This window comes from Curtobacterium sp. PhB130, assembly GCF_003755165.1.
Lineage (GTDB): Bacteria > Actinomycetota > Actinomycetes > Actinomycetales > Microbacteriaceae > Curtobacterium.
In genome coordinates this window covers 12,823-31,553 of record NZ_RKII01000008.1, presented here as the reverse complement: position 1 = coordinate 31,553, position 18,731 = coordinate 12,823, and the positions used below count along the sequence as shown (strand labels likewise).

17 protein-coding genes are annotated in these 18,731 nt (G+C 72.5%); 9 read left to right on the top strand and 8 right to left on the bottom strand.

Translation table 11 applies throughout. The features are described 5' to 3' along the window. Window positions 1–714, bottom strand: coding sequence for an alpha/beta hydrolase (locus EDF24_RS10205; protein ID WP_123702712.1), 714 nt, complete (start codon window positions 712–714; stop codon window positions 1–3). Between the two features lie 133 nt (window positions 715–847). Here EDF24_RS10205 and EDF24_RS10200 point away from each other — a divergent pair, with 133 nt between their 5' ends. The 5 genes from EDF24_RS10200 to EDF24_RS10180 all read left to right on the top strand — a co-directional run bounded on the left by EDF24_RS10200 (window position 848) and on the right by EDF24_RS10180 (window position 5,370). Next, window positions 848–1,771 carry a helix-turn-helix domain-containing protein gene (locus EDF24_RS10200; protein WP_123703430.1) on the top strand — a complete coding sequence of 308 codons (924 nt, stop codon included), beginning with the start codon at window positions 848–850 and terminating at the stop codon, window positions 1,769–1,771. Continuing rightward, entirely contained in the window at window positions 1,728–2,129 is a 402-nt protein-coding gene (locus tag EDF24_RS10195) for a cupin domain-containing protein (protein ID WP_123702709.1), read from the top strand. The genes EDF24_RS10200 and EDF24_RS10195 overlap by 44 nt, the downstream gene beginning before the upstream one ends. Next, entirely contained in the window at window positions 2,126–3,118 is a 993-nt protein-coding gene (locus tag EDF24_RS10190) for an aldo/keto reductase (RefSeq protein WP_311316797.1), read from the top strand. The genes EDF24_RS10195 and EDF24_RS10190 overlap by 4 nt, the downstream gene beginning before the upstream one ends. 132 nt (window positions 3,119–3,250) lie before the next feature. Next, on the top strand, window positions 3,251–4,291 hold the full coding sequence (locus EDF24_RS10185) for a hypothetical protein (RefSeq protein ID WP_132050527.1): 1,041 nt from the start codon (window positions 3,251–3,253) through the stop codon (window positions 4,289–4,291). After that, the gene (locus tag EDF24_RS10180) at window positions 4,288–5,370 is read left to right on the top strand and encodes an NAD(P)-dependent oxidoreductase (RefSeq protein ID WP_123702705.1); all 1,083 of its coding nucleotides are present in this window, start codon (window positions 4,288–4,290) and stop codon (window positions 5,368–5,370) included. Before EDF24_RS10185 ends, EDF24_RS10180 begins: the two co-directional genes overlap by 4 nt. Window positions 5,371–5,434: 64 nt before the next feature. Here the strand turns inward: EDF24_RS10180 and EDF24_RS10175 are convergent, their stop codons facing one another. The 5 genes from EDF24_RS10175 to EDF24_RS10155 form a co-directional block, all read right to left on the bottom strand. After that, entirely contained in the window at window positions 5,435–7,441 is a 2,007-nt protein-coding gene (locus tag EDF24_RS10175) for a DUF6807 family protein (protein ID WP_123702703.1), read from the bottom strand. Continuing rightward, the gene (locus tag EDF24_RS10170; RefSeq protein ID WP_123702701.1) at window positions 7,438–9,126 is read right to left on the bottom strand and encodes a hypothetical protein; all 1,689 of its coding nucleotides are present in this window, start codon (window positions 9,124–9,126) and stop codon (window positions 7,438–7,440) included. The genes EDF24_RS10175 and EDF24_RS10170 overlap by 4 nt, the downstream gene beginning before the upstream one ends. Then, window positions 9,126–10,046: a carbohydrate ABC transporter permease gene (locus EDF24_RS10165; protein WP_243698426.1), complete on the bottom strand. Its 921-nt coding sequence runs from the start codon at window positions 10,044–10,046 to the stop codon at window positions 9,126–9,128. Before EDF24_RS10165 ends, EDF24_RS10170 begins: the two co-directional genes overlap by 1 nt. Continuing rightward, complete coding sequence (locus tag EDF24_RS10160) at window positions 10,043–11,020, bottom strand: carbohydrate ABC transporter permease (protein ID WP_260233410.1); 978 nt, start codon at window positions 11,018–11,020, stop codon at window positions 10,043–10,045. The genes EDF24_RS10165 and EDF24_RS10160 overlap by 4 nt, the downstream gene beginning before the upstream one ends. Window positions 11,021–11,129: 109 nt before the next feature. After that, a complete protein-coding gene (locus EDF24_RS10155; protein WP_123703423.1) occupies window positions 11,130–12,410 on the bottom strand; it encodes an extracellular solute-binding protein in 1,281 nt (426 codons plus the stop codon). Between the two features lie 206 nt (window positions 12,411–12,616). On the opposite strand from EDF24_RS10155, the gene EDF24_RS10150 reads away from it, so the two are divergent. The 4 genes from EDF24_RS10150 (at window position 12,617) to EDF24_RS10135 (ending at window position 17,150) form a co-directional block, all read left to right on the top strand. Further along, window positions 12,617–13,672 (top strand): LacI family DNA-binding transcriptional regulator, encoded by a 1,056-nt coding sequence (locus EDF24_RS10150; RefSeq protein WP_123702697.1) that lies wholly within the window; start codon window positions 12,617–12,619, stop codon window positions 13,670–13,672. A gap of 129 nt (window positions 13,673–13,801) precedes the next feature. Then, window positions 13,802–15,010 carry a Gfo/Idh/MocA family protein gene (locus EDF24_RS10145; protein ID WP_123703421.1) on the top strand — a complete coding sequence of 403 codons (1,209 nt, stop codon included), beginning with the start codon at window positions 13,802–13,804 and terminating at the stop codon, window positions 15,008–15,010. After that, entirely contained in the window at window positions 15,007–16,173 is a 1,167-nt protein-coding gene (locus tag EDF24_RS10140) for a dihydrodipicolinate synthase family protein (RefSeq protein ID WP_123702695.1), read from the top strand. Before EDF24_RS10145 ends, EDF24_RS10140 begins: the two co-directional genes overlap by 4 nt. Beyond that, a complete protein-coding gene (locus EDF24_RS10135; RefSeq protein ID WP_123702693.1) occupies window positions 16,170–17,150 on the top strand; it encodes a sugar phosphate isomerase/epimerase in 981 nt (326 codons plus the stop codon). Before EDF24_RS10140 ends, EDF24_RS10135 begins: the two co-directional genes overlap by 4 nt. On the opposite strand, the gene EDF24_RS10130 is transcribed toward EDF24_RS10135, so the two are convergent. Together EDF24_RS10130 and EDF24_RS10125 are read right to left on the bottom strand one after the other, a co-directional pair. Beyond that, entirely contained in the window at window positions 17,103–17,759 is a 657-nt protein-coding gene (locus EDF24_RS10130) for a bifunctional 2-polyprenyl-6-hydroxyphenol methylase/3-demethylubiquinol 3-O-methyltransferase UbiG (RefSeq protein ID WP_123702691.1), read from the bottom strand. The genes EDF24_RS10135 and EDF24_RS10130 overlap by 48 nt on opposite strands. 125 nt (window positions 17,760–17,884) lie before the next feature. Next, entirely contained in the window at window positions 17,885–18,631 is a 747-nt protein-coding gene (locus EDF24_RS10125; RefSeq protein ID WP_123656437.1) for a FadR/GntR family transcriptional regulator, read from the bottom strand. Window positions 18,632–18,731 lie beyond the last annotated feature (100 nt).

The following is an 18,731-nucleotide window of genomic DNA, read 5'->3' as shown; positions in this document are numbered from 1 at the left end:
TCACCCTGCGAGCAGCGCCTCGATCCGGTCCACGACCAGGTCGGGTCGGGTGATGAACGGGTGGTGGCCGGTCGGGACCTCGACGGCGCGGGTCGCTCGCGACGCATGCTCCCGTTGCAGTGCGGTCGACGTGCTCCGGTCCTCAGCGCACACGAGGTAGGTCGAGTCGACGCCCTCCCAGCCGGCGGCCGTGGTCGGCGTGACGAAGGCGGCCGCGGTCTGCGCCGTGACCCGCTCCCACGCCGCGCGCTGGGTCGCGTCGTCGGCGTCCTGCAGGAACCGTGCCCCGAAGGACGACCGGTCGTACCCCGCGACCGCCAGGGTCCCGTCGCCGACCTCGGCGATCGACACCGGGTCGGGCTCGCCGCTCATGATCGCAGCCTGCGCCTGGCCGACGTCGGGCAGGTACGACGACACGTACAGCAGGTGCCGGACCGCGGGGTGGTGGCCGGCCTCGGCGACGACGGTGCCGCCGTAGGAGTGTCCGACGACGACGGCCCCGTCGGCCCCGTCCACCTCGTCGAGTGTGCGCCGGAGTGCGGCGGCGTCCTCGACCAGACCGCCCTCGGGGACGCCGGACGCGGTCTCGCCGCAGGACGGCAGCGCCACCGCACGGCTGCGGACACCCGTGCGGGCGAGGAGCAGGTCGGCGGTCGGCTGCCACCACCAGGCACCGTCGCGGACCAGGGCGCCGTGGACGAAGAGGAGTTCCATGGGGCCGACGCTACGGCCTCGTCCGCGACGCCGTCACGACGACCGCGACGGACCGGGCCAGCACGATCCCGACCGCCGAGGGTGTACCAGCAGGGCATTCCTCGTCCAGTTGCCGGTTCGTAGCGTGGTGGGCATGTCGCACAAGGACGACGTCAAGGAGTTCCTGACGTCACGCCGAGCCCGGATCACGCCCGAGCAGGTCTCGCTGCCCGGAGGACCGGGACGGCGCGTGCCCGGACTGCGTCGCACCGAGGTCGCGATGCTCGCCGGCATGAGCGTCGAGTACTACGCCAAGCTCGAACGCGGCGACCTGGTCGGGGTCTCCGACACCGTGCTCGTGGCGCTCGCGGACGCGCTGCTCCTCGACGACGCCGAGCGCGAGCACCTCTTCGACCTCTCCCGCGAGGCGAACGCCTCCCCGGTCCGTCGGCGCCGGCGCCAGGTCCCCAAGGACGTCCGCACGAGCGTCCGCTGGGCACTCGACGGCTTCACCGCCGGCCCGGCGTTCGTCCGCAACGGCCGGATGGACGTCCTCGCCGAGAACCAGCTGTTCCGGGGCCTCTACTGGGAGATGTACGAGCAGGAACACCGCCCGGTGAACCTCGCCCGGTTCGCGTTCCTGCACCGCGACCTGTCCGAGCGCTTCTACCCGAACTGGGCGACGGCGGCCGACATCAACGTCGCGATCCTCCGGACCGAGGCCGGCCGGAACCCGCACGACCGAGCGCTGCAGGACCTCATCGGCGAGCTCTCCACGCGGAGCGACGAGTTCCGTGTCCGCTGGGGCGCGCACGACGTCCGCCACCACGCGCACGGCGACAAGCACTTCCACCACCCGGTCGTCGGCGACCTCGACCTCGTCTACGAGGCGATGGAGCCGATGGGCGAACCCGGACTGAACTTCCTCGTGTACTCGGCCGAGCCCGGCTCGCCGACCGAGGAGTCCCTCCGGCTGCTCGCCAGCTGGGTGGCGACGAAGGAACGAGAACGAGAACGAGAACAGGAGCAGCACCATGCGGATCGAACCGAAGCAGCCCACCACGAAGAACCCGCCTGAGCAGTTCACCGGGGACGTGTACCTCGACCCGATCGCCGCGCCGAAGGAACCCGGGCAGACGATGACGGTGGCGAAGGTCCGCTTCATGCCCGGGGCACACACCGCGTGGCACTCGCACGCGAAGGGGCAGACCCTGCACGTCACCGAGGGCGTCGCCCTGATGGGGACTCGCGACGGCAGCGTGATCGAGGTACAGCCCGGAGAGACCGTGTACACCCCGGCGGGCGAGGAGCACTGGCACGGTGCGACCCCCGACCGGTACATGGAGCACCTCGCCATGCTCGACCTCTCCGACGACCCGGCGACCACGACCACCTGGCTCGAGCACGTCGCCGACGACGACTACCACCGCCCGTGATCGCGCATCGGACCCTCGGCCAGGGGCTCGACGTCTCCGCGCTCGGCCTCGGCTGCATGACGATGACCGGCGGGTACGGCGGCGACCCGGACCGCGTCGCGATGACGGACCTGCTGCGGAGCGCGGTCGACCAGGGCGTCACGCTCTTCGACACCGCCGAGATCTACGGCCCGCACGCGAACGAGGAACTCGTCGGCGCCGCGCTCGCGCCCGTCCGCGACGACGTCGTCATCGCGACGAAGTTCGCCGAGGCGATCGACCCCGACAGCCGGACCCTCCTCGGCCGGATGCTCAGGCCCGACGAGGTCGCGTCCGCTGTCGAGGGCTCCCTGCGTCGGCTCGGCACCGACCACATCGACCTCTACCACCAGCACCGGATCAACCCCGAGTACCCGATCGAGGAGTTCGCGGGCGCCGTCCGGGAACTCATCGCGGTCGGGAAGGTCCGGCACTACGGGCTCTCGGAAGCCGCCGAGGGCACGATCCGCCGCGCACACGCCGTCCAGCCGGTGACCGCGGTCCAGAGCGAGTACTCGCTGTGGTGGCGTCGGCCGGAGGACGGGGTGCTCGCAGCGTGCGCCGAGCTCGGCATCGGGTTCGTGCCGTTCAGCCCGCTCGGCAAGGGGTTCCTGACCGGGACGATCGACCCGTCGGCGACCTTCGGGGCGAACGACCTCCGGGCGAGCATCCCGCGGTTCGGACCGGAGGCGCTCCGGACCAACGTGGAACTCGTCGACGGCGTCCGCGCGATCGCCGGAGAACACGATGCCTCGCCGGGCCAGATCGCACTCGCCTGGCTCCTGGCACGGGCACCGTGGATCGTGCCGATCCCGGGCACGACGAAGGCGCACCGGCTGGCGGAGAACGTCGGCGCGGCCGAGGTCGCCCTGTCCGCGGCGGACGTCGACCGGCTGACGGCGCTCTCCGACTCCGTCGAGATCGTCGGCGGACGCTACCCCGAGTGGCTCGAGTCGCAGACGAACCGCTGACGCCGGGCCCTGCGGTTTCCCGCACGATCGGGGATCCGTCATCGACCACCGGCACCTCCCGGGATCACACTGTGCTCACCGCGGCGCACTTCCCCGCGGGCAGCGGCAACACCGTCCCGCGAGGAGCAGGCGATGTCCGAGCCCCACCCCGAGCCCGACCCCCGGATCTCGCACGCGCCACCCCGCCTGGCCTACGTGCTCACCTCCTACGGTGACGGCGAGCAGCTGCTCCGCCTCGTCCGGACGCTGCGCCGCGGCGACCCGCGCGCGGAGGTCGTCGTCCAGCACGACGAGACCCACCACCCGTTGGACCGTGCACCGCTCGAAGCGCTCGGCGTCCACGTCCTCCTCAGCCCGGAGACGATCGGCTGGGGCGACATCACCCTCGAACGCGCCCGCTGGCGGCTGTTCGACTGGGTCCTGACGAACCTCGACGTCGACTGGGTGATGCTCCTCTCCGAGCAGGACTACCCGACGGCCCCGTTCGCGGTCCTGCACGCCCGCCTCACCGCCGCGAGCGCCGCCGGGGACAACGCCGTCATCGAAGCCTGGCCGATCGCCGAGGTCCCGGACCCCGCGATCCGTGCCGAGGCCGAACAGCGCTACCGGTTCCAGTACCGCGCGCTCCCCGACATCGGGTTCGAACGCCGCCTGCCGGAGCCGCTCGCGAAGGTGTTCCGCTGGGTGCGCGGTGTCGCGATCCACCGGCTCCGCGAGCACCGGCTGCCGGTCCGCCTGTACGCCCCGGCACCCGCGGTCGGCGCGCCGGCACGCATCGGGTTCCTGGCGCTGCGCAGCCCGTTCACCGCGGACGCGCCGTGCTGGTTCGACAGCTGCTGGTTCGCCATCGACCGCCGCGCGATGCAGGCCGTCGTCGACCGCACCACGAACGACCCCGCGCTGGTCCGGTACTTCGAGCGCACGATGATCCCGGTCGAGTCCGCCACGGCGACGATCATCGGCAACGACCCGACCCTGCACCTGGAGCGGGCGAGCCTGCACACCATCCGCTGGTCGGACACCACCTCCGGCCGACCGGACGTCTTCACCCTGGACGACGTCCCGATGCTGACGGCCGCCGGGCTGCCGTTCGCGCGCAAGTTCGGCCCGGACCCCGCCGTGTTCGTCGCCCTGGATGAGCACGTCCTGCAGCATGCCGAGGAGGCATCATGACCCGAACCGTCCTGATCACGGGAGGCGCCGGCTTCATCGGCTCCCGTCTGGCCGCCGACCTCGCCGGAGCCGGCGACGACGTCGTCCTGCTCGACTCCCTGCACCCGCAGGTGCACGCCTCCGGCTGGCCGGCCCTGCCCGCCGGCATCACGGCCATCCCGTTCGACGTCACCGTCCCGACGATGTGGGACGCGGTGCTGCGGTCGGTGCACCCGGACGTCGTCGTGCACCTCGCCGCGGAGACCGGGACCGGACAGTCGCTCACCGAGGCCAGCCGCCACACCCGCGTGAACGTGGTCGGCACGAGCGAGCTCCTCGACGGTCTGCACCGCGCCGGGGTCATCCCGGAGCGCTTCGTCCTGGCGTCCTCCCGCGCGGTCTACGGCGAGGGCGACTGGGCCACCGCTTCGGGGGAGCGCTTCGCCGCCGACGCCCGGGACGTGCACCAGCTGGAGCGCGCGCAGTGGGACCCGGCGTCGCCGGACGGCTCGGTCGCGACACCGCTCGCCCACGCCGCCGCCACCACCCACCCGCGTCCGTCCAACGTCTACGCGGCGACGAAGCTCGCCCAGGAACACGTGCTGCACGCCTGGGCCTCCGCACACGGTGCGCCCCTCTCGGTCCTCCGGCTGCAGAACGTCTACGGACCCGGCCAGTCGCTGACGAACCCGTACACGGGCATCGTCAGCCTCTTCGGTCGCCTGGCCCGCGATCACCGCTCGATCCCCGTCTACGAGGACGGCTCGATCACCCGCGACTTCGTCTTCGTCGACGACGTGGTGCGGGCGCTCGCCGCGGCCACCCGCAGTGACCGCGCCGGCACGACGACCGTCGACATCGGTTCCGGTGCGCCGATGACCCTGCTCGACCTCGCCGGCGTCATCGCCGAGCAGGCGGGCGCACCGGCACCCCAGGTGACCGGCCAGTACCGGCTCGGCGACGTCCGCGCCGCCTTCGCGGACGTCACCGCGGCGGGCGCGCTGCTCGGTTACGAACCGCGCTTCGACCCGTCGCGCGGCGTCGCGCTCCTGCTCGACTGGATGGCGACCCAGGACGCACCGACGTTGCGAGCGGCCTGACGCGGTGGTCTGACCACGACCCGACGGGAGGCTCGGTGCCAGCTGGCACCGGGCCTCCCGTCCGTCAGTGGGCTGCGGAAGACCGCCCGAGCAGCTCGACGGGATCGGCTCGCCCGTCCGCGACCACCGCGCGGAACGCCCGCACCAGCGGGACGCCGGGGCGGACCACGGCCGGCGTCGACCACGCGAGCGCCGACCCGATCGCCGGGTACTCCGCGGCGCGGACGAACCAGGGGTCGCGGTGCCCGAGCGCCTCGAGCGCGATGGTCGCCGCACCGCCGTCGAAGTCCGCAGACCAGGACACCCACGGGGCGACCGAGCCGTGCACCGCGGCCTCCCCGGTCGCGGAGACCGTACGCACCTCGACGTCGTCGCACGCCGGGAACCGCCAGAAGAACCCGCCGTACCCGGCGCCGACGCGACCGTTGCTGCCGGGGCCGCCGAGCCGCACCGGGGCGTCGCCGGGAGTCCGGAACGACGACGCGATCCGGAGCTCCCACGCGTCGGGTCCGAGTGCCCTGGCGCTCGTCACACGCTCCTCGTGCAGGACCGGCCGACCGTCCGGGCCGCGCCAGGAGACGTCGACCGTCCGGGTGTCGCCGAGCGCCGCAGCCCGGTCGACGGTGACGGTGCCGTGGTCGTCGCGCCAGACGTAGCCGGCGCCGTGCACGTACGTCCGGCCGCCCCAGCAGTTCACGCCGTCGACGTCCGGGATCGCCGGGCCGACGCCCGCGTGCCAGTCGTGGTCACCGGGGTGGTGCGCGCTGACGTGCACCCCGCCGAGCGTCCGGACCGGGTGCAGGTAGGGCCGGGGGACCGAGCTCGGGACGGTGCCGGCGCCGTCGAGGGACGTCGCGACCTCGGTGCGGGTGCCGACCGGGCCGTCGACGACGAAGCGGTGGAGCACCTCGTCCAGGGCGGCGTGCGCCCACGGTGCGCCGACCTCGGAGAACAGCGCGAGCTCGTCCGCGGCGCGGGCCACGATCGCCTCGACGTCGGCGACGACCGGGTGCCGCTCGGCACCCTCGCCCGTCCAGACCACGTGCGGGTGGTCGATCTGCACCGGCTCGGTGGCGCGCACGGCTTCGAGCACCTCGACGAACGCACCCGTCGACGCGAGCGGCACGAGCAGGTCCGCGCCGGTGCGGCGGTGGTCGAGCAGGTTCTCGAGCAGGTCCGTCCGGACGTGGTGGACCGTGTCCGTGTCCGTGTCCGTGCCCCGGCCGTCGCCGTCGTCGCGGGTGACCTCGTCGAGCGTGTACGCGAACGTCGCCGCGCCGGTCGCGCCGCGGACCCGGACGCTCGGGACCGTCTCCTCCGGGGCACAGAGCGTCAGGGCGGCGGTGGCCTCGAGACCCGCGGCCGTCGTGACCCGCACCGCCGAGGTGTCGTCGCCGTCGATGGCGTTCGCCCGGTACAGCTCCACCTCGACGCGCACGACGTCCTCGGCACGACGGCACCCGACGACCGCCAGGGCCGTGGCCACCGCGTGGGCGAGTGGGTTCGCGACCACGCCGTCGAGCACGTCGACCCCCGCGATCCGGCGCTTCCCGGCCCACGAGGACCGCTCCCAGTACCCGGCGTCCCGTCGCCAGGTCCCGACCGCGGCGGCCGAGCGGACCCGGCCGACGACCGCGCCGGAGCGGAAGGCGGGGACGGCGGCGGACCCGAGGCTCTGGAACCCGACCTGCACCACCCGGCCGGTGCGCCGTTCGGCGTCGAGGAGCTCGGCGAGCGCGGCCCGGGTCGTCACGGGCGGCTTCTCGAGGAGCACGTCGGCGCCGGCATCGAGCGCGGCGAGCGCCAGCGGGAGGTGTGCCGCGATGGGGGCCGCGACCACGACGACGTCGACGGGGCCGACCGACCGGGCAGCGGCGACGTCCGCGACGACCGGGACGCCGCCGTCCTCGGTGATCCCGAGCGTCGGGTCGACGACGGCGGTCAGCCTGCACACCCCGGCGGCGACGAGACGGTCGATGTTCGCGCGGTGGTGCAGGCCGTAGCCGCGGGCACCGACGAGCACGACGCCGGGCGTCGGTGCCGGTGTGGTGGCCGGCGCGGGTGGTGTCACGCCGAGGTGCCGATCGTGATGCGGGTCCGTCCGGGGGCGCGCCCGGTGACGAACACGTGCTCGCCGTCGGGCCGGTCGGTGCCGCCGAGGAACGTGTAGTCCTGGCCCGGGGAGTAGGTCGCAGGCTGCCCGGGACCCCGACCGTTGCCCGGCCCGAAGGTCACCGCGTCGCCGCCCACCCGGTAGGTCCCGGTGCCCTCGGCGAGGACCAGCTCGCCCGTTGCGTCGTTGCTCACACCGGTGAAGCTACCCCCGGCGTGGAAGGAGAGCTGCAGCGCCCACGGCACGTCGGCCCCGGCCTGATCCACGTCGAGGACGACGGCGTCCGGCAGCACGGTCACGTCCACCGTCGTGGTGAGCGTCACCGTGTCGACGTCGCGCTCGCCGAAGTCCATCGCGGCCGAGAACCGGCCCTCGTCGCGGAGCGGGTACACGCCCTCCGGGCGGCGACGGGCACGCGGGAGCGGCTGGTGGTAGCCGGCGGAGACGGTCTCGGTGAGCCGGAACCGGAGCGGGTCTTCGCCGCTCGTGATGGTCGTCGCCCGGAACGGGCCGAGTCCGAAGAACTCGCGGGAGAGCCGCACGTCGGAGAGCACCACGTCGCCCGCGAACACCCGGAGGAACGTCGGGCTGTTCGCGAGCCCGGACCGGACGTGGCCTTCGGCGGGGACGTCGGATCCGGCGAAGAGGACGACGCTCCGCCGGGGTTCGCGGACGTGGACGAGCCGGGCGTCGGCGAAGTGCCGGACCTCGCGCGGGGGAGCCGCGGGCGGCTCGGCGTCGGGCAGCGGCCGCGCGAGCAGCGGGTCGGTCATCGCCCGGGCCGCGGCGGCGCCCGGCTGCCACATCGGCTGCGCCACTGCGCGTCGGGCGACGGCGGCGACGTCCGCCCGGTCGTCGAGCACCGCGACGTGCCAGAGCAGCGGCGCGAAGCGGCTCACGCCGAACGGTCGTGACTGGTCCTGCCGCCGCGACTGGACGGTCTCGACCGTGTCGTCGGGCAGCAGCAGGGCGAGCGTGGCGTCGATGCTCGCCCGGACCGGCGCCAGCAGCGCGGGATCGTCGAGCACCTCGGCGAGCACCAGGAAGGCCGGGACGGACACGGCGGCGGCGTAGTTCGGGCTGCGCTCCGACCACAGTCCGTCCGCGTCGATGTCCGGGCCCTCGGCGAGCCACGCCTCGATCCGGGCGACGATCGCCGGGTCCGGGTGCAGCCGGTGCGTCCTCGCCAGTGCGGCGGAGATCTCCCAGCGGTGGTTCGGGGTGTGCACGCCACCGGTCACGAGCGCCGGCGTGGCCCGCCGCACGATCGTGTCGAGGTCCGCTGCGAGGGCGGTCGCCGCGGCGGAGCCGTCGCGGAACGGGGCGAGGAGCTCCAGCGCGTCACAGCAGTCGTTCACCGTGAACGCGGAGTCCGGCGGTGAGTCGACGTTGTCCCCGCCGACGAAGGTGCCACCGGCGGACTGTCGCGTGGCGAGCTCGAGGACGTACCCGTGTGCGATGGTGAGGTCGGTGTCGTCGACCGGCACCGGGCCTCCCGTCCGGATCCACGCACCCACCAGCGTCAGCGCTCGTGCCATCAGGTCCCGGTGCTGGAGCGTGGCCGGGTCGTCGGTCGACGACCGCAGGGCGGCGAGCTCCGCGTCGGCGGCCGGGCGGATCGCGTCGAGGAACGTCGGGCCCATCAGTCCTTCAGCCCGGCGTTGAGGTCCGCGCCGTTGACGTACTTCTGGAACACCAGGTACAGCAGCAGGAGCGGCAGGATCGAGATCACCGAGGCGCCGAGCAGGACCGTCCAGTTGACGTTCTCCGCGCCGACGATGCTCTGCAGCGCGATCTGGATCGTGAACTGGTGCGGGTCGTTCAGCACGAGCAGCGGCCAGATGTAGTCGTTCCAGCGCCACTGGAACGAGAAGATCGCGAGCGTCAGCATGATCGGTCGGGAGATCGGCAGCATGATCCGCACGAAGATCCCGAGCTCGCTCGCGCCGTCGATGCGGGCGGCCTCCACCAGGTCGTCCGGGACCGTCAGGAAGAACTGCCGGAACATGAAGATGCCGGTCGCGGTGATCACCGACGGCACGATGATGCCGGCGAGCGAGTCGTACAGACCGAGGTCGCGGATCACGAGGAACGTCGGCGCGAGGATGACCTCGGTCGGGAGCATCGTCGTCGCCAGGATGCAGACGAAGAAGACCTTGAGCCACTTGTTGTCGTACTTCGCGAGGGCGTAGCCGGTGCAGGCGCTCGCGAGGACCGTGAGCACGGTGGTGACGAGGGCGACGATGATCGTGTTGCCGAAGTACCGGGCGAAGTCGAAGCTCGACCATGCCTCGCTGAAGCCTGCCACCGACCAGTGCTTCGGGAAGAGGGACAGTGGGTAGGAGAACAGCTCGCTGCCGGGCTTGAAAGCGCTGAGGACGAACCAGAGCACGGGGAAGCCGAAGGCGATGATGAACACCCAGAGCAGCGCGGTGACGGCGACGGCCTTGCCGCGCGGGGTGCGTCGCGGCCGGTTCTGCTGCACACCTGGGCGAGCGGTTCCCGTCGGCACTGCGGGGCGAGGCTCCGCGACGCCGGTCGTGGGGAGGGTCGTGTCGGTCATCGGCGTGACTCCGTCCGGCGGTTCAGGGCCAGCTGGATGAGCGCGATGGCCATGAGGATGAGCATGAGGACCATCGACGCGGCGCTGGCGTAGCCGATGTGGGCGTTCTGGAAGCCGTTCGTGTAGATGTACTGCACGAGCAGGTTGTTGTCGGTGCCGGGCCCGCCGTTGTTGAGTGCTTGGATCGTCGCGAACTCCTTGAACGCCCCGAGCGAGGACAGCAGGATGACGATGAAGGACGTCGGCGCGATGCTCGGCATCGTGATGTAGCGGAACTGGTGCCAGGTGCCCGCACCGTCGAGCGACGCAGCCTCGTAGTAGGACTGCGGCACGTTCCGGATCGCCGCGACGAACAGCAGCATGTTGAACGCGGCGCCGGCCCACGCGGTCGCGAAGACCACGACCAGCAGGGACAGGTCGGCATTGGACTGCCACGGCACGGCCTTGCCACCGAAGGACTCGATCACGAAGTTCGCGAGGCCGAAGTTCTCGCCGAACATCCACCGCCAGATCACACCGGTGACGATCGGGGAGATCAGCCACGGCACGAAGAAGACGATGCGGGCGACGCTGCGGCCCTTCGCGGCCGGGCTCGTGAGCATCAGCGCCATCGAGAGCGAGAGCACGAACCCGAGCGGGATCGCGACGACCGCGTAGAGCAGGGTACGGAGCAGCGCCGCGTAGAAGGTGCTGTCCCCGAGGAGCTGCGTGTAGTTCTCCAGGCCGATGAACTTCGGGTCGCTGACGCCGTTGTAGTCGGTGAACGAGTAGCCGAGACCGATGACGGCGGGCCAGACGAAGAAGACGACGAACAGGACGGCGTTCACCGAGACGAAGAGGATCGGCGCGAGGACCGGTCGGCTCACGCCGGATCGGCGGCGTCGGCCGGACGTGCCCCGGTCCGGGGCGGTCGGCCCGGGTGGGGCGGCGGCCGGGGTGGCGCTGACGTCACCCGCTGCGGTGCTGATGCTCACGATGATCCTCTTCGTTCGTCGTGCTCGGTTCGGGGTCCACGGTCCGAGTGTCACGGTCCGGGGTGCACGGTCTGGCCGGGGACCGTTGCGGGTCCCCGGCCGATGGGCGTCAGCCCACGTGCTCCTTGTAGTACTTCGTGATGTTCTCGAGCGTCGTCTTGGCCGACTGCTGCCCGTTGATGAGCTTCCCGACCTCGGCGGTGGTGGGGTCCGTGCCGAGTTCCTTGCCCTCGGTCGCCCACTTCGAGCTCTCCTGGTTCCAGGAGCTCGAGATCGGGTCGGCCGCCTCGATCTCCTTCTGGTAGAGCGCGAAGGAGTCCTTCGCGGCCTGCGAGGTGAACGGGTAGTCGATCGTCAGACCGCTCTCGACGGGCAGGAAGCCGTTCGTCGCGGAGAGCTTCGTGTAGTTGTCCGGCTGGTACATGAAGGCGATGAACTTCTTCGCCGCGGCACCGCGGGCATCGGAGTTGGCGAAGCCGACGATGTTGCCACCGGCGTTGATGTCGGTCGCGTGGGTCGGGTCAGCCGGGGTCGCGGCGCTCGCCCAGTCGAAGGAGACGTTCGACGCGAAGTCCGAGGTCTGCCAGACGCCGGAGAAGTACGCGACGACCTGCCCGCTCTTGAACAGCGCGTTCGGGTCCTGGCCGCTCGTCCACACCGACTTCGGCATCGTCGAGTCGTCGTTCATGTCGGCGAAGTCCTGCAGCGCCGAGACGGTCTTCGCGTCCGTCGGGAAGGATCCGTCCTTCTTCTGCTGCATGAAGTCGGTCCCCTTCTCGAACATGTAGGCACGGAGGCGCGACGGCGAGGAGTCGAAGGTCAGGTCGTACTTCGCGCCCGTCTTGGCCTTGACCTGATCGGCGGCCTTCAGGAACTCGTCCCAGGTCCACGCCTTCGCGGGGTCGGTGGGGTAGCTGACGCCGGCCTTGTCGAACAGCGTCTTGTTCACGAACAGCCCGGCCGCGGTGACGTCGGAGGGGATCGACGTGACGCCGCCGTCCGCGTCCTTCACGATGAGGTCCTTGTCGATCTTGTTCGCGTCGTCGTCCACGATCGAGCTGAGGTCGACGGTCTGCGAGGTCCAGATCGGGTCGATGCCGGCCGCGCGCACCACGTCCGGGAGCGACTTCGCCTGTGCCGACTCGCGGAGCTTCGTCTGCAGGCCGTCGTAGGGGAGGTTGACGATCTTGACGTCGACACCGGTCTTCTTCTCGTACGCGGTGGCGAGGTCCTGGTAGCCCTTCTCCTGCGCGGTCGAGGTGGACAGCCAGAACGTCAGCTGGTCCACCTTCCCGCCGCTGTCACCGGAGCTGCCGGAGGCGCACCCGGCGAGGAGTGCGAGGGCGGCGAGGCCGCCGGCGAGTGCGAGCACGCGTTTGGATGACTTCATCGTCACTGCTTTCGTTCGGTGCCACGGCCCTGCGCCGTGGGGGAGCATTCGGGATGTCTCGGTCCGAGGGTCCAAGGTCTACACCAGTCGACGGCGTCTTGGCAAGCGCTTTCCGACGGGATGTCCTGACATCGCCGGCATGATCGGGAAACCGCTATCCTCGCGGTGGATGCGCGCTGTCGCGCGGTCCGGACAGGAGGCTCGTCATGCCTGAACGGAGCACCGCCACCCTGGCAGACGTGGCCGAGCTGGCAGGTGTGTCGCTCGCGACCGCCTCGCGGGCGCTCAACGGCAGCACGCGGAAGGTCCGTCCCGAGTCCACCGAACGGGTGCACGCCGCGGCACGTGAGCTCCGGTACACCGCGAACGTGCAGGCCCAGGCCGTCGCCCGGGGGACCACCACCTCGCTCGCCCTCGTCGTCGGCGACATCGCCGACCCCTACTTCGCCGCGATCGCCGCCGGTGCGATCCGCGCCGCCGACGACGCAGGGCTCGTCGTCACGATCACCTCGACGGGCGGGGACGCCACCCGCGAGCGCGAGGTGCTCGCGGTCGTCGCCGGCCTCCGCCCCCGGGCCGTGGTGCTCGCGGTCAGCCGACACCTCGGCGGCGCGCTCGCCGACGTCCACGACGCCGTGGCGGTGCTCACTGCGGGAGGTGCCGGCGTCTCCGCGCTGGTGTCGGACGTCGACGGGGCGACCGCCGGGATCGAGGGCGTCCACCCGCTGGTCGTCCGGAACCGTGCCGGCGCCGCCGACCTCGCCGAGGCACTCGTCGAGCAGGGGCACCGGTCCTTCGCCGTCCTCGCCGGGGACCCGGAGCTCGTCACCGCGCACGCCCGCGTCGAGGGGTTCGTGGCGGGGCTCGCGGCGCACGGCATCCGCCTCGAGGACTCGGCGTTCCTGCACTCCGCCTTCACCCGCGACGGCGGGTACGAGGCGATGTGCCGGCTGCTCGACGCCGGGTCGCCGCCGCGTTGCGTGTTCGCGGTCACGGACCTGATGGCGGTCGGTGCCCTCGCCGCGATCCGGGAGCGCGGACTCGTTCCCGGGGTCGATGTCGGCGTGGCCGGCTTCGACGACGTGCGGATGCTCGCGGACGTCACGCCGGCGCTCAGCACCGTCCGGCTCCCGCTCGAGGAGATCGGAGCCCGCGCCGTGCGGCGTGCGCTCGGCACCGACGACGGCACGGTCGACGGGGCAGCTGGCGACGGCGCCGAGATCGCGGGCGAGGTCGTGCTGCGCGCCAGCACCGCGCGCTAGTCCACGGCAACGGCTGCGGAGCGGCCCCGCTGTGGTGTACGTTTCCCGGCAAGCGCTTTCCACAGGGGTGGGGAGCGGCCGCAGCGAGCAAAGGAGCACGCGTTGACCACCCGCACCATCGGCATCATCATGAACGGCGTCACGGGACGCATGGGCTACCGGCAGCACCTCGTCCGGTCGATCCTGGCGATCCGGGACGACGGCGGGCTCCTGCTGCCGGACGGCTCCCGCGTCCAGGTCGAACCGCTCCTGGTCGGCCGGAACGCCGCGAAGCTCGAGGAGATCGCCGCCCGGCACGGCCTCGAACACTGGACGACGGACCTCGACGCGGCGCTCGCCGACCCCCGCTGGGACGTCTTCGCGGACTTCGCCGTCACGAGCGCCCGGGCCGGCGCCCTCCGGAAGGCCATCGCGGCCGGCAAGGCGATCTACACCGAGAAGCCGACGGCGGAGACCTCCGCCGAGGCGCTCGAACTCGCCCGGCTCGCCCGCGACGCCGGTGTGCCCAACGGCGTCGTGCACGACAAGCTCTACCTGCCCGGCCTCCGGAAGCTCCGCCGCCTGATCGACTCCGGTTTTTTCGGCCGCGTCCTCTCGGTCCGCGGCGAGTTCGGATACTGGGTGTTCGAGGGGGACTGGCAGCGTGCGCAGCGCCCGAGCTGGAACTACCGCACGGAGGACGGCGGCGGCATCGTCGTGGACATGTTCCCGCACTGGAACTACGTCCTCGAGCAGCTGTTCGGCCGCGTCGAGTCGGTGTACGCCAGGACCGCGACCCACATCCCGTCCCGCACCGACGAGCAGGGACACGCGTACCCGGCGACCGCGGACGACGCGGCGTACGGGGTGTTCGACCTCGCCGGCGGCATCACGGCGCAGATCAACTCGAGCTGGGCCGTGCGGGTGGACCGGGACGAGCTCGTCGAGTTCCAGGTCGACGGGACAGACGGCAGCGCGGTCGTCGGGCTCTTCGGCTGCCGGATCCAGCCGCGCACCGCGACCCCGAAGCCGGTGTGGAACCCCGACCTCCGGGACGAGCGGGACTACCGCGGGCAGTGGCTCGAGGTCCCCGACAACGAGGAGTTCGGCAACGGCTTCCGCGCGCAGTGGGAGGACTACCTGCAGGACCTCGTCGCCGGCCGACCGCACCCGTACGACCTGCTCTCCGGCGCACGTGGTGTCGCGCTGGCCGAGGCCGGTCTGCGCTCGGACGCGACGGGCCGACGCATCGACCTGCCGGAGCTGCGCCTGCCCGACCAGGCCGCACCGAGCCTCCCGACCGGCGACGCAGCCGAGGTGCAGCAGCAGGGCGAGACGGTGGGGGCGGTCTCCGCATGAGCGACCTGACGCTCCTCGCTGCCGACGGGAGCACCTCGTCGGTCGCACTGGCCGACGCGCCCGGCTGGACCAGACCGACCGGCCCGCTCACCGAGCGCGACGTGTTCGCCGCCGCACACGTCGTCCCGCGACTCGGCGCGGACACCGCGCCCGGCGCCCCGGCGGACCTCGACTGGGACGCGACGCTCGCCTTCCGGCACCACCTGTGGTCGTGGGGACTCGGCGTGGCGGACGCGATGGACACGGCGCAGCGGAACATGGGCCTCGACCCGGCCGCCACCCGCGAACTCGTCACGCGGAGTGCCCGCGAGGCCGCGGCCGTCGGCGGACGGATCGTCGTCGGGGTGAACACCGACGACCTGCCCGACGAGGACGCCGACCTCGACGCGGTCGTGGACGCCTACGTCCGCCAGCTGCACCACGCCGAGGACGCCGGCGCGGGCGCTGTGCTCATGGCCAGCCGCCACCTCGCGCGGGTCGCCGCCGGGCCCGACGACTACCGGCGGGTCTACGCGCGGGTGCTCGAACGCGCCGGAGCGCCCGTCGTGCTGCACTGGCTCGGCGCCGCGTTCGACCCGGCACTCGACGGGTACTTCGGCCGGGGGAGCGCCGCCGCCGACACCGTGCTCGACGTCATCCGCGATGCCGGGGAACGGGTCAGCGGCATCAAGATGAGCCTCCTCGACGCGTCCGCCGAGGTCGCGCTCCGGTCCCGGCTCCCGGACGGTGTCCGGATGTTCACGGGGGACGACTTCCACTACGTGGACCTCATCGCCGGCGACGGCACCGCGCACTCCGACGCCCTGCTCGGCGCCTTCGCGGCGGTCGGACCCGCGGCGTCCGTGGCGATCCGAGCGCTGCCCGACGAGGCGGCCTACCGGTCGGTGCTCGAACCGACCGAGGCGCTCTCCCGACACGTCTTCTCCGCCCCGACGTGGTTCTACAAGACCGGGATCGCGTTCCTGTCGTGGCTCAACGGCCACCAGCCGTCGTTCACGATGGTCGGCGGACTGCACGCGGGCCGCAGCCTGGTGCACCTGTCCGAGACCGTGCGGCTCGCGAACGCGGCATCCGCGCTCGAGGACCCGGAGCGCGCGGCGGAGCGCTGGCACGCGATGCTGACGCTCAACGGCGTCGACGTCCCCGCGCGGGTCCTGGCATGAGCGCTCCGGCACCCGCACGGTCCTCCGCGTCCGCGGTGGCGCCCGCTCGGCTCTCGGTCAACCAGGCGACGATCAAGTACGCGTCGCTCGCAACAGCGCTCGACGTCGTCGCCGCCGCGGGGATCGAAGCGATCGGCACCTGGCGCGAGCCCGTCGCCGAGGTCGGGCTCGCCGAAGCCGTCCGCATGGTCGCGGACTCCGGCCTCCGGGTGTCCACGCACTGCCGCGGAGGGTTCTTCACGCTGCCGGACGGACCGTCTCGCCGCGCGGCAATGGACGACAACCGTCGAGCGATCGACGAGACCGCCGCGCTCGCGGCCACCGGAGCACCCGGGTCCCGACCCGTGCTCGTGCTCGTCGCCGGGGGACTGCCGCCGGGGTCGAAGGACCTCGACGGAGCGCGGCAGCGGGTCGCCGAGGCCCTCGCGGAGCTCGTGCCGCACGCACTGGCGAACGGGGTCCAGCTCGCGGTGGAGCCGCTCCACCCGATGTACGCCGCCGACCGCGCCGTCGTGTCGACGCTCGGGCAGGCGCTCGACCTGGCGGCGCCGTTCCCGGCCGAGGCGGTCGGCGTGGCCGTGGACACCTTCCACGTCTGGTGGGACCCGGCACTCGAGGCGTCGATCGCTCGCGCCGGTGCTGCCGGCCGGATCGCCACCTACCAGGTGTGCGACTGGGTGACGCCGATCGCGGCCGATCCGCTCCTGTCGCGGGGGTACCCGGGGGACGGGCACATCGACTTCGCGCCGATCGGCGCTGCGGTCGCGGCGGCCGGGTACACCGGGGACGTCGAGGTGGAGATCTTCAACCAGGCGGTCTGGGACGCCGACCCTGCCACGGTGGTGGCGCGGGTGGCGCGGAGCGTCGCGGCGCACGTGCCGCTCGGGGTGCCACTCGCGGTGCCACTCGGGGGGCCACTCGACCGAGCGTCAGGCGCGGCGGACCAGCACGACGCTGTCCAGCAGCTCGTGGACTGAGCCGTCGTCCCGCGGCACCGCGCGCGGGCGGAGCTCGGCGGCGACGACCTCCCACGAGGCGTCCAGGTCGAGCGCGCGCAGGTCGTCCTCGGGCGTCGGGAAGCGGTACCCGTCCAGGTCGTGCTCGTGCTCCTGTGCGTGCTCGTGGTCGTGCGCGTGCGGCGCCGCGGCGTGCGCCGTCACCAGGAGGTGTCCGCCCGACGCCACGAACCCCGTCGCCCGGCGCAGGATCGCCTCCCGCGGGATCTCGACCGGCCAGGACTGCAGGAACGACGCGGTCACCAGGTCGAAGCGTTCCCCGGGCTCCCACGTCGCCAGGTCCGCCGCGACGAACCGTGTCCTCGTGTCGAGGCCCGCGGCGGCAGCAGCGGCGTCGCCCCGTGCCGCGGCGGTGGGGGAGAGGTCGACGCCCGTGGCCGTCCACCCCTGACCGGCGAGCCAGAGCACGTCGCCGCCCTCACCGCACCCGAGGTCGAGCGCGGTGCCGGGCACCAGCTGCGCGGCGACGTCCGCGAGCACGGCGTTGACCCGGCCGGACCACATCCGCTGCTCGTCGGCATACCGCCGCTCCCAGTAGGTGGCGGCGGAGGGCTCGGCATCGATCGGCATGCGCCGAGTCAGACACAGTTCGGGTTCATGGGGCAAGTCCCGTTGCCGGACCGGCAACGGACCGGAGGCTCGGTGCCGGACGTACCCCGAGCCTCCCGCCCGGCCCAGCGCGGGTCCGCGCCCCGCTACTCCGCGGGGACGGGGTCCGCGTGCTCGATTCGGGCGCTCGCCGTCGCCATGTGCGCGTCCATCGCCCGCTGGGTCGCCGCGACGTCCCGGGCGCGCATCGCGTCGTAGACCTCCCGGTGCTCCCGGTACGCCGCCTCGGTGGCCTCGCGCGTGGTGACCCGTCGGCCGACCCACACGCTGAGCATCGAGCGGAGGCTCTGCAGCAGGTCGGCGAGGACGTCGTTGTCGCCGGCCCGCGCGAGCAGGATGTGGAAGCGGACGTCGGCCTCGATGAACACCGGCGGGTCGTCGAGGGCCGCGGCCTGCTGGTCGAGCGTCGCGCCGAGTGCGTCGAGTTCCTCGTCGCTGGCACGCTGCACGGCGAGGATCGCGGCCGTCCGCTCCAGCGAGGACCGGATCTCGAGCAGCTCACGGGTGCGGTTCGACGCGAGCATCAGCCCCCAGGACAGCGTCGTCGGCAGCAGGTCGGACGTCCCGCCACGGAGGTACGTGCCCGATCCGGGCCGGATCTGCACGATGCCGAGGATCTCGAGGGCGGCGAGGGCCTCGCGCACCGCCGACCGGCCGACGCCGAGCCGTTCCGCGAGCACGCGCTCCGACGGCAACCGTGAGCCGGGTGCGAGGTCGCCGGCGGTGAGCAGCGCGACGAGCTGGCGGGCGACCTCGGAGGCGGGGGACCCGGTCGGCACGGACTCGAGTTCGAGCCGGATGTTGAGGGGGTCGTTCTCGCTGAACGCGGGCATGGGGGAAGCGTACCGGTCGGTCAACTGGTCAACCGGTTGACAAATTGTGACGAGGCGCTGCACACTGTTCTGGGCGCACCGAAGCGCCCGTCACCATCAC

What these genes read in the sequence shown, in the direction of transcription:
- EDF24_RS10195 (WP_123702709.1), top strand. Translation starts at nt 1,728, where the DNA reads ATGCGGATCGAACCGAAGCAGCCCACCACGAAGAACCCGCCTGAGCAG.
- EDF24_RS10205 (WP_123702712.1), bottom strand. Translation starts at nt 714, where the DNA reads ATGGAACTCCTCTTCGTCCACGGCGCCCTGGTCCGCGACGGTGCCTGG.
- EDF24_RS10145 (WP_123703421.1), top strand. Translation starts at nt 13,802, where the DNA reads ATGAACGGCGTCACGGGACGCATGGGCTACCGGCAGCACCTCGTCCGG.
- EDF24_RS10185 (WP_132050527.1), top strand. Translation starts at nt 3,251, where the DNA reads ATGTCCGAGCCCCACCCCGAGCCCGACCCCCGGATCTCGCACGCGCCA.
- EDF24_RS10135 (WP_123702693.1), top strand. Translation starts at nt 16,170, where the DNA reads ATGAGCGCTCCGGCACCCGCACGGTCCTCCGCGTCCGCGGTGGCGCCC.
- EDF24_RS10125 (WP_123656437.1), bottom strand. Translation starts at nt 18,631, where the DNA reads ATGCCCGCGTTCAGCGAGAACGACCCCCTCAACATCCGGCTCGAACTC.
- EDF24_RS10200 (WP_123703430.1), top strand. Translation starts at nt 848, where the DNA reads ATGTCGCACAAGGACGACGTCAAGGAGTTCCTGACGTCACGCCGAGCC.
- EDF24_RS10155 (WP_123703423.1), bottom strand. Translation starts at nt 12,410, where the DNA reads ATGAAGTCATCCAAACGCGTGCTCGCACTCGCCGGCGGCCTCGCCGCC.
- EDF24_RS10165 (WP_243698426.1), bottom strand. Translation starts at nt 10,046, where the DNA reads ATGACCGACACGACCCTCCCCACGACCGGCGTCGCGGAGCCTCGCCCC.
- EDF24_RS10130 (WP_123702691.1), bottom strand. Translation starts at nt 17,759, where the DNA reads ATGCCGATCGATGCCGAGCCCTCCGCCGCCACCTACTGGGAGCGGCGG.
- EDF24_RS10170 (WP_123702701.1), bottom strand. Translation starts at nt 9,126, where the DNA reads ATGGGCCCGACGTTCCTCGACGCGATCCGCCCGGCCGCCGACGCGGAG.
- EDF24_RS10150 (WP_123702697.1), top strand. Translation starts at nt 12,617, where the DNA reads ATGCCTGAACGGAGCACCGCCACCCTGGCAGACGTGGCCGAGCTGGCA.
- EDF24_RS10140 (WP_123702695.1), top strand. Translation starts at nt 15,007, where the DNA reads ATGAGCGACCTGACGCTCCTCGCTGCCGACGGGAGCACCTCGTCGGTC.
- EDF24_RS10180 (WP_123702705.1), top strand. Translation starts at nt 4,288, where the DNA reads ATGACCCGAACCGTCCTGATCACGGGAGGCGCCGGCTTCATCGGCTCC.